The 14538-nt window shown below is 37.6% G+C and carries 10 protein-coding genes; 9 read left to right on the top strand and 1 reads right to left on the bottom strand.

Annotation, left to right across the window (positions count from 1 at the left end):
• Window positions 1-44: 44 nt before the first annotated feature.
• The 8 genes from AC1Q59_RS02815 to AC1Q59_RS02780 all read left to right on the top strand — a co-directional run bounded on the left by AC1Q59_RS02815 (window position 45) and on the right by AC1Q59_RS02780 (window position 10608).
• Window positions 45-1193: an ArgE/DapE family deacylase gene (locus tag AC1Q59_RS02815; protein WP_492364250.1), complete on the top strand. Its 1149-nt coding sequence runs from the start codon at window positions 45-47 to the stop codon at window positions 1191-1193.
• A 344-nt stretch (window positions 1194-1537) separates the two neighbouring features.
• Complete coding sequence (locus tag AC1Q59_RS02810) at window positions 1538-3493, top strand: AMP-binding protein (RefSeq protein ID WP_492364249.1); 1956 nt, start codon at window positions 1538-1540, stop codon at window positions 3491-3493.
• Window positions 3494-3536: 43 nt separating this feature from the next.
• Complete coding sequence (gene mce / locus AC1Q59_RS02805; protein ID WP_492364248.1) at window positions 3537-3950, top strand: methylmalonyl-CoA epimerase; 414 nt, start codon at window positions 3537-3539, stop codon at window positions 3948-3950.
• A 203-nt stretch (window positions 3951-4153) separates the two neighbouring features.
• Entirely contained in the window at window positions 4154-5557 is a 1404-nt protein-coding gene (gene thrC / locus AC1Q59_RS02800) for a threonine synthase (protein WP_492364328.1), read from the top strand.
• 118 nt (window positions 5558-5675) lie between these two features.
• Entirely contained in the window at window positions 5676-6755 is a 1080-nt protein-coding gene (locus AC1Q59_RS02795) for a threonine aldolase family protein (RefSeq protein WP_492364247.1), read from the top strand.
• Between the two features lie 139 nt (window positions 6756-6894).
• Window positions 6895-8106, top strand: coding sequence for a macrolide family glycosyltransferase (locus tag AC1Q59_RS02790; protein ID WP_492364246.1), 1212 nt, complete (start codon window positions 6895-6897; stop codon window positions 8104-8106).
• A gap of 61 nt (window positions 8107-8167) precedes the next feature.
• Window positions 8168-9013, top strand: coding sequence for a sialate O-acetylesterase (locus AC1Q59_RS02785; RefSeq protein ID WP_492364245.1), 846 nt, complete (start codon window positions 8168-8170; stop codon window positions 9011-9013).
• A gap of 236 nt (window positions 9014-9249) precedes the next feature.
• Window positions 9250-10608 carry a purine-cytosine permease family protein gene (locus AC1Q59_RS02780; RefSeq protein WP_492364244.1) on the top strand — a complete coding sequence of 453 codons (1359 nt, stop codon included), beginning with the start codon at window positions 9250-9252 and terminating at the stop codon, window positions 10606-10608.
• 222 nt (window positions 10609-10830) lie between these two features.
• Here the strand turns inward: AC1Q59_RS02780 and AC1Q59_RS02775 are convergent, their stop codons facing one another.
• On the bottom strand, window positions 10831-12357 hold the full coding sequence (locus AC1Q59_RS02775; protein WP_492364243.1) for a PucR family transcriptional regulator: 1527 nt from the start codon (window positions 12355-12357) through the stop codon (window positions 10831-10833).
• 188 nt (window positions 12358-12545) lie between these two features.
• On the opposite strand from AC1Q59_RS02775, the gene AC1Q59_RS02770 reads away from it, so the two are divergent.
• A complete protein-coding gene (locus tag AC1Q59_RS02770; protein ID WP_492364242.1) occupies window positions 12546-14534 on the top strand; it encodes an oxidoreductase in 1989 nt (662 codons plus the stop codon).
• The last annotated feature ends 4 nt before the right edge of the window (window positions 14535-14538 follow it).

The following is a 14538-nucleotide window of genomic DNA, read 5'->3' as shown; positions in this document are numbered from 1 at the left end:
ATTCCAATTGATGATAAACAGATAGGATTTTGGAGGGAGTTCGTTTGAAACATTTTACAGTAGAAGAAAAGGTAAAGATTTTATCTGACATTATAGCGATTAAATCTATTAATGAGAACGAAATCGAAGTGGCCAATTACTTGAAAGATTTATTTAATGAATACGGCATTGAGTCTACAATTGTTCCCGTTACAGACACTCGTGTTAACTTAGTGGCTGAAATTGGGAGCGGGAGTCCAGTCATTGGCGTTTCTGGTCATATGGATGTCGTTTCTCCTGGTGATGAGAGCGAGTGGACTTCAGATCCGTTCACGTTGACCGAAAGAGACGGGAAATTATACGGGCGTGGAACCAATGACATGAAAGCAGGTTTATTAAACCTTGCTTTAGTGATGATTGAACTCAAAGAAAATAATGAACTAAAAAAGGGTACGGTTCGTTTTATGGCAACGACAGGTGAAGAAGTGGGCGGCGCAGGTTCAAAAAAATTATACGAAGAAGGCTATATGAATGATGTTGAATATCTTTGGGTAGCTGAACCTTCTCATGACACAATTATTTACGCTCACAAAGGATCACTTAACTTGCGTGTAACGTCTATTGGTGAAGCGGCACACAGTTCGATGCCTGACCAAGGTTATAATGCGATTAATCCGTTGATGGAATTTCTATTAGAAATAGACGAAAAATTAAATGGTGATGAGCGAAAAAATGAAGTTCTAGATAAATTGGTTATGAGTACTACTATTTTTCATGCAGGGAATCAGGTAAACTCAGTTCCAGAAAAAGCAGTTGCTGAAATAAACGTCCGGACTATTCCAGAATTTGATAACGAGGAAGTCATTGACATATTTAACAAAACAGCGAACAAGTACAATAAAGAAGGCTCTACTATTAATATTGAAGTAACCATGTCATTACCAAGTGTTTTCACTTCAGGACAGTCTGAAATGGTTGAACTTGCTAAAGAACTCGGTAAAAAGCATTTGGATTTAGAAGTTTCCGTTAAAGGTTCGCCAGGAGTCACGGATGCATCTAACCTATTACGAGATAAAGATGAAAACTTCCCATTTATGATGTTTGGTCCAGGCGAAACAAAAATGGCACATAAAACTGATGAATACGTCTACAAAGAATATTACTTGGCTTTCTTTGATATCTATAAAGAATTAATTTTAGGGTTATCGAAATAAAAAGAGATACTTAACAATAAAGAGGTGACTGCCATTTGGTGGTCATCTCTTGTTGTTTTGACCTTTAGAATAATTTCAGTTTGTTGGGTTGGTTCTATTTGTGAGTGTGTACTATTTATCTCTTTGTAGTTGAAGAAAATTAGTAGAAAAATAGGTTAAAAGAGATTTTGAGGCTACAACGTCAAATTCGACATCGGTATTTAAATTTTATTGCAATGGTAACCTAGTTAATTTAGTTTCATAATATTTTTAATTAATGAATAGATTGAAAAATTTTAAAATAACTTGTTATATACCGTTTGGTAATGTGTAAGACTAAATCTTTTTCGGGAGTGATTGATCATATGAATAATCGGGCTGAATGGGTACCTAGTCAGAAGTATTTGGAGTCTACGCGTATTTATAATTGGATGAAAAAACTAGGTTTTTCTGATTATGAGAAATTCCTTGATGCTTCAGTAAATGATACGGAATGGTATTGGGGAGAAGTGGAAAAAGAACTAGGGATTGAGTGGATCAGCCCTTATGAACAAGTCCTTGATCTTTCGAAGGGGATGAAGCATCCAAATTGGTATACAAAAGGAAAATTGAATATTATTCAGAGTATTATTGATAGATGGGCAAAGGATTCTTCTGCCTCCCGCCAATTAGCATTAATATGGGAGGGAGAAGATGGAGAAGTAAAGAAATATACGTATTCAGAATTGAATGATTGGATCAATTGTGTTGCACAAGGGTTTAGAAACCATGGAATTAAGAAAGGAGATCGAATCGCGATCTATATGCCAATGATCCCGGAAACAGCTGTAGCTATTTTGGCTGCGGTCAAAATAGGGGCTATATTCACTCCAGCTTTTTCTGGCTATGGATCCGATCCGTTATCCATAAGATTAAATGCTTCTCAGGCCAAGATGATTATAACAGCAGATGGTTTTTTAAGAAAAGGGAAAGAAATAAAGATGAAAGAAGAAGTAGCCCGAGCAGTTACCGCGTCTTCTTCAATTGAAAAAGTTGTCGTAGTTCGTCGGCTGAATCGTGACATTCCATGGAAAGATGGATTTGATATGGAATGGGCAGATTTGGAAACAACAGAGGTCTCTGAATCCAACACAGAAGTAATGGAAAGCCAAGACCCGATGATGTTGATATATACTTCTGGTACGACTGGAAAACCCAAGGGTGCAGTGCACACACAATCCGGTTTTCCCATTAAAGCAGCATTAGATTTAGGGATTGGTATGGATGTAAAACAAGGAGACAGATTACTATGGATTGCTGATATGGGGTGGTTGACTGGACCGCTTGTATTATTTGGTGCTTTATTAAACGGCGCTACAGCTGTCTTTTACGAAGGCGCACCCGATTTTCCTGAACCAAATCGAATATGGAAACTAACAAGTGAACATCAAGTGACACATTTAGGAATCTCACCTACACTGGTTCGTTCCCTAATGAGATATGGCAATCAATATTTAGAAAACCATGATTTCGAAAAGCTTAGAGTTATCGGATCAACAGGAGAACCTTGGAACCCTGAACCATGGGTATGGCTGTTTGAAAAACTTGGAAAAGGAAAGATTCCTATAATTAATTATGCGGGTGGTACTGAAATTGGTGGAGGAATTCTTACTAATGTTTTGGTTAAACCGATAACGCCAATCACATTCAATTCCCCTATGTTGGGTATGGACGTGCAAGTATTTTCTGAAAATGGACAGTCCGTACGCGAGTCATTGGGAGAGTTAGTATTAAAAAAGCCGTGGGTAGGTATGACAAAAGGTTTTTGGCAGGAACCTGAGCGTTATGAGAAATCTTATTGGAATCGCTGGCCAGAAACGTGGGTCCATGGTGACTGGGCTGTGGTTGATGAAAATGGTTTTTGGACAATCACGGGGCGATCAGATGATACCTTAAACGTAGCAGGAAAGCGGTTGGGTCCATCAGAGATAGAGTCTGTTTTGATCGAACATGAATGTGTTGTAGAGGCAGGAATAATTGGTGTACCTGATCATATTAAAGGTGAAGCACCTGTATGTTTTGTAGTAAAGAAAATGGAAGAATACGATAATAGTGATTTAGAAGAAGAACTAATACATTTAATAACGATCAAAATGGGAAAATCTATGCGTCCAAAAGCAATTCATTTCGTGTCTGATCTTCCGAAAACGAAAAACGGCAAGGTTTTGCGCCGTGCTATTCGGGCATCTTACCTGAATACAGATATCGGTGATTTGTCATCATTGGAAAATCCTGAAACATTAGAACAAATTCGAAGCCTTACTATTGCTAAAAATAATTAAACTAATTTACTAGAATAATAAAAAAGGTAGGGGTTATATACTTATGGTCAAGAAGATCAATCATATCGCCATCATCGTAAAGGATATTGAAACGGCTCTTATTCCTTATCGAGAAGGACTTGGGTTAAAAGAAACGGAGATAGAATATGTTGAATCTTTCAATGTGCGCCTTGTCTTCCTTCCTATCGGAGATACACAGATAGAGTTGATACAGCCATTAGGAGATGAAGGGGACCTTGTAGAATTTCTGCAAAAAACAGGAGGTGGATTACACCACATAGCTGTGGAGGTAGAGGACATTCACGAAACTCTTCAAAATATGGAGGACTTATCAATAGAAATGAAAGATCGAAGTCCGCGACCTGGTGCCCATAACTCCATGGTTGCCTTTGCTAAACCAGAGGGATTTGAAGGTGTAACTGTGGAATTTGTACAACCGGCAAAAGAATCCAATTAATGGGACGATGGGACCTTGTCCCTTAGAACAGGAAGGGGGCAATCAGAAATGATTGCCTTTTTTTATACCGTTCCTTTGTCCGCTTTAAAATATTATTTACCACCTGATAAAAGATTTCTCAATACTCACAAAGTTAAAATGGTATAATAAAAGCAAATTTTATTAAACCAGAGGCAAATGCAGCTGTAATCTTGGAGGATATGATGAAATACATAAGTACACGTGGCAATGTAGAGAAAATTGGTTTTATTGATACGGTTCTGATGGGGCTAGCAACAGACGGGGGACTTTTGGTTCCGGAAAAAATTCCGCAAATTTCTGATGAAAAGCTCCAATCAATGGCAAAGATGACTTATCAGGAGTTAGCATGCGAAATTATATCTTATTATGTCGATGGGGAAATTCCGGAAAATGAGCTCAAGGAATTAATTGAGAAGAGCTATGGAACCTTCCGTCATCCAGAGGTCACTCCTGTTCAAAAAATAAACGATCAAATGTATGTGTTGGAGCTATTCCATGGACCAACGTTTGCATTTAAAGATGTAGCTCTGCAATTTTTAGGAAATTTGTATTCCTATATTGCAAAAAAGACAGGTGTTACTATTAACATTCTTGGTGCTACGTCAGGGGATACTGGTGCGTCAGCTATTGAGGGAGTAAGGGGAAAAGAAGGAATTCGCATTTGTATATTGCACCCTCATGGGAAGGTAAGTAAAGTACAAGAGCTGCAAATGACAACTGTCGATGATGAGAGTGTCTTGAATTTAGCCATCGAGGGCACATTTGATGATGGACAAAGAATGATCAAAGAAATTTTCGCAGATTTGTCATTTAAAGAAAAATATCATCTGCGTGCCATTAATTCGATTAACTTCGCCCGAATTTTAGCGCAAACGGTTTACTATTTCTATGCCTATTTCCAAGTTGCAAAGGAAAATGAGATTAAGTCCCTTAATTTTAGTGTTCCAACAGGCAACTTTGGTGATGTTTTTGCTGGGTATTTGGCAAAGAAAATGGGCCTTCCTATTGGCAAGCTTATTGTTGCGACGAATGAGAATAATATATTAGAACACTTTATCAAGGATGGGATCTACCAGCCGGGTGAGTTCCGCAGCACATATAGCCCTTCTATGGATATTCAAGTGGCTAGCAACTTTGAACGGTATTTATACTATTTGCTTGATGAAAATCCAAATGATGTCACTTCTCTAATGGACCAATTCAAGTCAGATGGAAAAATCGCTGTAAATACAGATCAATTGCGCCAGGTCCAAGCCGATTTTTCAGCATATGGAGTAGAGGGAGAAGAATGTCTGCAAACGATTAGGAAGTACTATGCAGAAACAGGGTATTTACTCGATCCGCATACATCCTGTGGAATGGCAGCAGCGAAAATCTGTAATGAGTCTAATGAGGTGTGTGTCACATTAGCAACGGCTCATCCTGCAAAATTCAATGAAGCCATTGAACGTTGTGAAATTGAACAGACATATCCTGAACAAATTGATCAATTGTTTAACAAACCACAATATGTAGAAGTGGTGCGAGCAGAAAATGATGCAGTTACTAGTAAATTAGAAAAGCATTTTAGTTCCTCACCACAATAATATGTGGGGAATACGGACACGGGGACAGGCGCCTTGTCCTCTTCCAAGAGGACAGAGTGCCTGTCCCCGTGTCCGAATTTTATTTGAGATTGTTAACTAGAAAGGCTAGGGACCATTAATGATACGTTTTGAAAATGATTATGCAGAAGGTGCTCATAAGCGAATTCTGAATCGACTAATTGAAACCAATGAAGAGCAAACACCTGGGTATGGTGTGGATGAACATTGCGAAAAAGCTAGAGCTTATATTAGAAAAGCGTGCGATGCAGAGAATGCGGATGTACACTTTTTAGTTGGAGGTACACAAACGAATACCACCATTATCTCCTCCATATTGCGCCCGCATCAAGGTGCAGTTGCTGCAATGACGGGTCATATTGCAGGACATGAAACGGGAGCAATCGAAGCCACTGGTCATAAAGTGCTTACTTTGCCGAGTGATGATGGGAAAATTCGAGCAGAACAGGTAAAAGAAATATATGATGCTCACTGGAATGATGTTACACACGAACATATGGTGCAGCCAGGCTTGGTGTACATTTCTCACCCTACAGAGAATGGGACGACTTACAGTAAATCCGAGTTAGAGGAATTAAGCAAAGTTTGCCGGGAGTGTGATTTGCCATTGGTTATGGATGGCGCCAGAATGGGATATGGTCTGGTTTCAAAAGACAGCGATCTATCCTTAGCAGATATTGCTAGACTTTGTGATGTGTTCTATATCGGTGGCACGAAAGTAGGAGCATTGTTTGGGGAAGCCGTAGTCATCGCAAATGATAAACTTAAAAAAGATTTTCGGTATTTTATTAAGCAAAAGGGTGGCATGCTGGCTAAGGGGAGATTATTAGGTATCCAGTTTGAAACCTTGTTTGAAGATGGTTTATACTTTGAAATTTCTAATCATGCCGTGGAAATGGCGATGATGATTCGTGAAGCTTTTGTTGAAAAAGGCTATTCATTACGCTATGATTCCAAAACCAATCAGCAGTTTCCCATTATACCTAATGATGTGTTAGTAAAATTAGGTGAAAAATATTCTTTTTCCTTTTGGGAAAAAGTCGATGAAGCCCAAAGTGTTGTGAGATTCTGTACCAGTTGGGCTACCAAAAAGGAAAATGTTGAAATGCTGATAGATGATATTAAGAATTTAAAAAATCAATGCCTTACTGGTGTTTCACTAAAGAGTGCATTACTATAATAACGATCTTCAACAATCGGGCGCTTTTCCCTATTAAGGAAAGCGTCTTTCTTCATAGTTGAAGATTATTCACAAAGAATAAGCCCCCTATTTACAAAGGATGCCTGCATGAACATATTTTATCTAAGGAGAGGTAATAATGGCACGTGTTTTATTTATTAATGCTGGATCAGAAGGTCATGTCAATCCAACTATTGGAGTTGTGCAAGAGCTTATTTCGCGTGGGGAAGAGGTAGTGTACTTTACAATTGAAGATTTCCGAGAGCGTATTGAGAAGACAGGAGCCACTGTTAGAACCTTTGATGTTCAAAAGTTTATACAAGCCTTTATATCAGGTGGAAGAAACTATTTACTGCAAAGAATCAACGGTCTTTTGCTTACGGCAGATATCGTGATCCCCAGTGTTCTGGAGCAAACCGAAGGAGAAGATTTTGATTATATCATCCACGATTCTATGTTTGGCTGTGGATATTTACTTGCACAAATACTTAAACTACCAGCAATTAATTCTTGTACTACTTTTGCACATACAGAAGCATCATTCAACAAAATGTTCGAACAGCTTTCTAAAAACATTCCTGCTGAGATCTATAAACCATTAAACGATCAATTTCAAAGCCTGAAGGGAATGGTGAGGGAAAAATATGATGTGGCTATTCCTTCTCCTTACGAAGTATTTTGTAATCCCGCACAACTTACCATTGTTTATACAACTAGGGAGTTTCAGCCTTGTGGAGAAGCTTTTGATCAAACATACAAATTTGTAGGTCCATCCATCTCTCCTCGACTACAGCTAGAAAACTTCGACCATACTTCAATCAAAGGAGAAAGCCCCATTTACATTTCACTGGGTACTGTCTTTAACCAAGTTTTAGATTTCTATAAGCTTTGCTTTAAAGCATTTGGGAACACTGATCATACCGTGGTAATGTCGATTGGGGAAAAAGTTCAACTATCTGAATTAGGAGAGATTCCTAAAAACTTTATTGTTAAAAATTATATTCCACAAACTGAGGTGCTGAAATACACTAAATTATTTATTACACATGGAGGAATGAACAGTACCCATGAAGGTCTCTATTACGGGGTTCCGTTAATTGTAATTCCACTAAGTGCTGATCAGCCGTTAATCGCACAGCAAGTTACTAATATCGGGGCTGGAGTTAAATTACAAATGGAAAATTTGACTCCAAATCAACTGTTTGAAACTGTAGATCATGTGTTAAACCACCAATCTTTCAAAAAAAATGCAGCAAATATAAGGGAATCTTTCCGAAAATCGGGTGGTTATCACAAGGCTGTTGATAAGATTTTCGAATTTAAAAGTCAATTTGATCTAAAAGATATGTAAATATAATCTAATCTTATTTAATCTAATTACATCTTTGTAAACAAAGAAAGAAGGTTTTTCAATGAAATCTATACTATTAATCGGGCAATCAAATATGGCAGGCAGAGGATTTATTGAGGATGTATCTCCGATTTATAATGAGCACATAAATATGTTGCGAAACGGCAGATGGCAAATGATGGCAGAGCCACTTAATTTTGATCGTCACATATCCGGTGTTGGGCCGGCGGCCTCTTTTGCTCAGGCTTGGACAGAGGATCATCCGGGTGAGTCCATTGGGGTCATACCATGTGCCGAGGGAGGAAGCTCTATTGATGATTGGGCAATTGATGGATTACTAACAAGACATGCGATTTCTGAAGCAAAATTCGCTATGGAAACTAGTGAAATAGTGGGAATCCTGTGGCATCAAGGAGAAAGCGACAGTTACGGAGAACGTTATAAGACATATCAAGATAAATTGCTTTCATTATTTAAACACTTGAGAGAAGAATTGAATGCACCGGATATCCCGATAATTATTGGTGAGTTGGGACATTATCTTGGAGAGGCAGGATTTGGAAAAAGTGCTGTAGAATATAAACAAATAAACCAGATATTATCTAAAGTTGCTCATACCGAAAAAAATTGCTATTTTGTAACGTCAAAAGGCTTAACTGCAAATCCAGATGGCATACATATTGATGCTATGTCCCAAAGGAAATTTGGATTAAGATACTATGAGGCTTTTTCAAAACAAAAGCATGTTTTAGATATTTTAGACATAGAACATGAATGGATTGAAAAGGCAGCAAAACAGGAACTAACTAAAAATGAACGTATATTTGTTGAAAGTACGAAGTTTGCCTTAGGACAATTGAGTTTTGAGGAGTTTTCTATTAATGTCTCCAATATTAATGAAAATTAGCAGTTTTACAATTAAAACATGAAAATGATGAATCATCCGTCCAAGCAATGCCTGCAACTTCCAGTGGGTATTTTATGAAAAAGAGGTAAAAGATCGAGGCAATCAAAAATGATTGTCTCTTTTTTAATGTGTATATATGGTAAAATAAAACAGACAAACATTGTATGACTATTCTTAATTTTACATATATATAGCTTTGTTATAGAATTCAAACATAAAAAGGGGGGAGGCAGCAAATGAAAAGTTCGGCGCTGGTTAAGCATGAGAAACAAAACATTCATCGAACAGCACTGGAGAAATTCGGACTTGAACCGGTTCCGCAAGAATTGAAAAATACTAGATGGTTTGAGTACGCCATTATGCAATTTTCTTATTCCCCGAATGCGGGGAATTTTCTTGTACCTGCTCTGGCTGTTACGGTCGGTGGGCTTTCTTTTGGCTGGGCTTTTTTATCTGCACTTTTCGGAGCATCGCTATCTTTTATTGTTTTTTCAATCATGTCACTTCCAGGTTCGAAGTACGGGATTCCTTCACAATATGCATTCCGGTCTTTCCTCGGAATTAATGGGGCAAGATATATTTCATCACCTATACGAGCGATTGTGCTGATCTATTGGTTCGCTGTACAAACAATTAGCGGCGCACTGTTTATTCAAGTGATGCTGCAGAAGCTCGGGGGATTGACGATTCCGCTTTTACCGATCAGTCTTATCATGGCGATACTTATGTCCATTCTCTCGATTGTCGGATATGAGGCAGTCCGCAAAATAACGAAATACTGTTTGCCTGTCCTGATTGCTGGCGGTATTTTTGCTCTTATTTTATTTTTAACCTCTCAGAAAGAGTCTTTTTATTTTGCGCAAGTCTGGAATTCACCGGAGGCTACTAACAAACCTTTGTCCATGTTCTTTTTTGCCAGTCTAGCCTTTGTTCAGTTTCTTTCAGGTTCATGGAGCTCATCTGATTTAACAAGGTATGCCAAGACGGACCGGGATGCCCATTGGGGGCTGTTGATTGGTAATTTCTTTGGATATTCATTTACGGCATTTCTAGCAATCTATTCTGTATCAGCAACCGGCGAATGGAACGCCTATATCACGGCAAACGAACTTACGAATTCCCCCTTGGTTGGAGCAGTTATTTTTCTAGCAGCCATGATCAGTATGCTATTAATTAATATGAATAATGCCTATTCAGGAGGTTACAGTCTGCTGAATTGTTTCCCATCTCTAGGCCGGCTAAAAAGTACAATATTATTTTGTTTATTAGGAATCCTGCTGTGTTTCTTTCCTATATTCGTAAGTGAGGCACAACGTTATATCTCTTTCTTGGGTTATTTGGCAGCTCCGGTTGTTGGCGTCATTTTTATGGAATTCGTATTTATGCAAAAGCGTACGATTAATCTTGCGGTCCTTGATGGAAGCTATAGGTACAACAGGCGTGCCATTACAGTGATCATTCTAGGAACAATACTGGCTTTTGTTTTGCCTGAAGCCTGGCCAGTCGGACTCCTTACCTTTGGGATTGTTGTTCTGGTCTATCCTTTTCTGTCAAAATTTGAAGAATGGAAAGTAAGAAGTTATAAGAATATGTAAAAGTGAATAATTTTTCTCATTAAAAAGAGGCTGTGACCAACTTGCTGAAGAATTTTAAAAAGGTTCCTGCCATCGTTTTTAGATGATTGGAACCTTTTGGATTTAAGATCAAAAACTGCCTCAGTTTGATAAATTGATAAATATGAATGGTGAAAGTGGGGCTGTGCAGAGACCTCGTTTTTTAACATTCGGGGTCTTATTCGTGTCTTTTAAAGGGATCTTTTAGATAGCCCCTTTATTTTTTTTACCATAATCAGGTATAATTTCGAGCATGATAGCAATTCGTAATGCAATCCAGAATTCTGAGATGTGATTCATATCATTTAATGGCTTTCCTGTGATTTCTTCAATCCTATTGATTCGGTATACTAAAGATTGTTTATGTATGTGTAGCTTTTCCGCTGTTTTTTTCCAGGAACGAGTCTCACTTAAATATTCATAAAGGGTTTCAACTAACTGACCATTATTGGCAGTATCGTAATTTAACAAACTGCCAAGTACCCGTTCAACGATTTCCGTTGCATTTTCTATATTATTAGGCACGAAAATGCTAGTTGGTAATTCTTGACTGTAGAAAGCTATTCTTTTTTTCTGTGATATCGCTGATTGTAAGGCCCATATTGCTTCTTCATATGCCTTAGGGACTCTTGTAAAGCGTTTACTAATTGAATTACTTATACCAATTTGCAAGTTTTTTGGTAATACATTTTTCACTGCAGAAATTACTTCAGATTGGTTTGGAAGTAATATAAGAAGTGAATTTTCTCTTTCTGTAATAAGATGTGGAATACTTAAATCACGCAGCCAAAGATGTAACCAATCATGTTTGAATGAATGTTTTTCTATTGCAGCAAGTACTACGGGCTTTTCCTCAAAATCATGTTCATGAAGAAGTAGAGAAACCATTTGATCTGTTATGACTCCTTCTAACATTCTTATAAATATTTCAGACCCCATTCTTCTTTGACGTTCTAAAATGGTTGTATCAACCTCGATAACTAGTCCCAAAATTGTTGCTATATGTTTAAGAATTACATCGTCCGGAGTTTTGGTTGTGGATGAAATGGCAAACATTGATAATGGCCGAGTAGTAGATAAAGAAATATTTACAACAGTTTTTTCAGACCATTTAAAAGTGTTAATTGCGAGTGGTGCATTATTTACTGATAAAGTTTTAAAATGATCGATGAGAGATTTTTCAATATCCATATTAAATAATGGCAAACTATTATTCAAGTCAATAATACAAATTCTACATTCTATAATACAGCTAATCATCTCAATGATCTTTTCTGGAGATGTATGGTGAATCGACTTGGAAACGAGGTCGTATAAGCGCATAGTTTTTACCACTTTTTTCTGTTCTTCCATAACATTTGATGTTGCTACCATTTTAGAAAATGCAATCCAGGGTACATCATAGTCTACTAGTAATATAGGAAAATGATATTGATTGGCTAAATCAATTAATCCTGCTGTTAATTCCGGTGCGTGTAATCCTTTGCCTACTGCTAATCCACTTGCCTCTGAATTGATAATTCTTTGTAAATAAGATATTTGTCCCCCTTCATCTTCTGGAATCGTGAGACCATTTGTCATGAATAACACACCTTCAGTTAACCAGTAAGTTGGGTCTTCTAAGTCACAAGAATGGGCCCAATTTACTTCACGGTTTAATCCGTCACTCCCAGCTATAACCTCAGCTTTTAAATGAATATTGTCAACGAGGTCACCAACTGTAATTGTCATGTCATTCATCCTTTCGTATGAACTCATATATATATTTAATACGATTATCTAATTGTACCATAATAGTTAGAATAATATAATAATTTAAAACTATCTAAGATTTAATTTGTATTAGAGTAATTAATTATGCGATTTATTAATCTATCGAATAATAAAAGCGCTTACACATATTTTAGGAGGTTGCTATTATGACACAATTTAAACACCTATTTTCAAGTTTGGAAGTTGGTAATACTATTTTGAAAAATAGGATTATAAGTACAGCACACCAAACCAATCATGTAGTTAACGGAATTCCTACATCAGACATGATTGAATATCATGCTGCTCGGGCTAAGGGGGGGTTAGGACTAGCTATTTTAGAAGCTGCAGCAGTACATACATCAGGAATGCTAACGGGAAAAACCATTGCTGGGTACGACAAAAATGTCATACCGGTGTTTTCAGATCTTGCTAAAAAGCTGCATCAATATGGAACGAAAGTATTTGCTCAATTATTTCATGGCGGTAGGGAGGTTATTTCAAGTACATATAGACATCCTGCATGGGCACCATCTGCTGAACCTAGTTTGCGATTTGGAGCAATGCCTAGGCCGTTAAGTATTGAAGATATAGAAGAAATCATAGAAGGGTTTGCTATTTCTGCAAAAAATGCAAAGGATGCTGGATTAGATGGTGTAGAAATTGCTTGTTCACATGGATATTTGCCAGCCCAATTTTGGTCTCATCATACAAATTATCGAGTAGATCACTATGGCGGCCCTTTTGAAAATAGAATGAGATTTATTGTGGAAGTGTTAGAACGTATTTGGGATAAGGTTGGAGATGACTTCACTGTTGGGATTCGAATTAGTGCGGATGAAATGACAATGGATGGACTTAAGATTAAAGATACGGTTCAAATTGTGGAATATCTAGTGGATAAAGTAAGGGTGGATTTTATAGACGTTACTTCAGGTGATTCAAGTACCTATGCTGGATCCACACATATTGCGCCAGGATCACCTATGAAACATGCTTATAATGCATCACGAGCTTTTGAAATTCGCATGGCTGGAGCAGTGCCTGTATTTGTTGGAACAAGAATTGTTGATCCGAAAGAAGCTGAGGATATCATTTCTTCGGGTAAAGCAGATGCTGTAGGCATGACAAGGGCTAATATTGTTGACCCAGAGATGCCGAACAAAGCTCTAAACAATCAGTTGCATTTAATTAATGCTTGTATAGGTTGCTTACAGGCTTGTATTGGCCATTATCATAGAGGGTTACCAGTTGGATGTATTCAAAATCCTTTAGCAGGTAAAGAAGGGAAACTGCTGCCAAAGCTGAAAAAGAGTAGTTCGGTAAAACATGTTCTTGTAATTGGAGCTGGACCTGCTGGTTTACAGGCAGCGATTACAGCAGATAGACAAGGTCATAAGGTAACTCTTGTTGATAAAAACGATAAAATTGGTGGTTTATTAAATATAATGCGAAAAGCGCCTATGCGTCTTGAAATGGCAGAAAGTATGATCGATAACTATTCGCGCCAACTATCTACAACAAATATTGATATAAAACTTGGAAAAAGTATAACAGCTAATGAAGTGGAAGAAATAGCACCCGATGTTATTATTTGTGCGGTGGGATCAAGACCGTACAGACCTCATGTTAGTAATGTTACAGATAATAGAATCATTTATGCAGATGATTTATTTAAATCATCAAACGATACGATTGGAAACAATGCAATTGTATTTGATTTGGGAGGTGACTGGGCCGGAATTGAAGCTTCACTCTATTTAGCAGAAAAAGGGAAGAATGTGACCTTAGTTACAACTAAATTACACATTGGGCAGGAAGTTCATCAATATTTACGAAATGAATATATGAAGAGACTCTATAAGGCACATGTAAAAATGGTGACTCATCATGATTTTGGGGGAATTAAGGAAGATAAAGCAATGGCTAGAAATCTATTCACACATGAAACTCTTGAACTAGAAAATTGGGATCATATCATTCTTGCATACGGAAGAGTACCAAATGTGGAACTATATGAGGAAATTAAGAACTTAGCACCATCCATTTATCAAATTGGTGACTGCTTAGCACCACGGACGATTGAAGAGGCTACCACGGAAGGGTTAGAAACAATTCTTAATTTGGAAGATACTAATCAAACAGCACATGTATGATCGG

It is taken from the genome of Cytobacillus sp. MT66 (genome assembly GCF_058792595.1).
The sequence above is the reverse complement of the archived record's forward strand: the minus strand, read 5'-3'. Positions and strand labels throughout refer to the sequence as shown.

Bases quoted from the DNA above. Each gene is read 5' to 3' on its own strand.
- AC1Q59_RS02780 (WP_492364244.1), top strand. From the start codon at position 9,250: ATGAAAAGTTCGGCGCTGGTTAAGCATGAGAAACAAAACATTCATCGA.
- AC1Q59_RS02770 (WP_492364242.1), top strand. From the start codon at position 12,546: ATGACACAATTTAAACACCTATTTTCAAGTTTGGAAGTTGGTAATACT.
- thrC (WP_492364328.1), top strand. From the start codon at position 4,154: ATGAAATACATAAGTACACGTGGCAATGTAGAGAAAATTGGTTTTATT.
- AC1Q59_RS02785 (WP_492364245.1), top strand. From the start codon at position 8,168: ATGAAATCTATACTATTAATCGGGCAATCAAATATGGCAGGCAGAGGA.
- AC1Q59_RS02790 (WP_492364246.1), top strand. From the start codon at position 6,895: ATGGCACGTGTTTTATTTATTAATGCTGGATCAGAAGGTCATGTCAAT.
- AC1Q59_RS02775 (WP_492364243.1), bottom strand. From the start codon at position 12,357: ATGACAATTACAGTTGGTGACCTCGTTGACAATATTCATTTAAAAGCT.
- AC1Q59_RS02810 (WP_492364249.1), top strand. From the start codon at position 1,538: ATGAATAATCGGGCTGAATGGGTACCTAGTCAGAAGTATTTGGAGTCT.
- AC1Q59_RS02795 (WP_492364247.1), top strand. From the start codon at position 5,676: ATGATACGTTTTGAAAATGATTATGCAGAAGGTGCTCATAAGCGAATT.
- mce (WP_492364248.1), top strand. From the start codon at position 3,537: ATGGTCAAGAAGATCAATCATATCGCCATCATCGTAAAGGATATTGAA.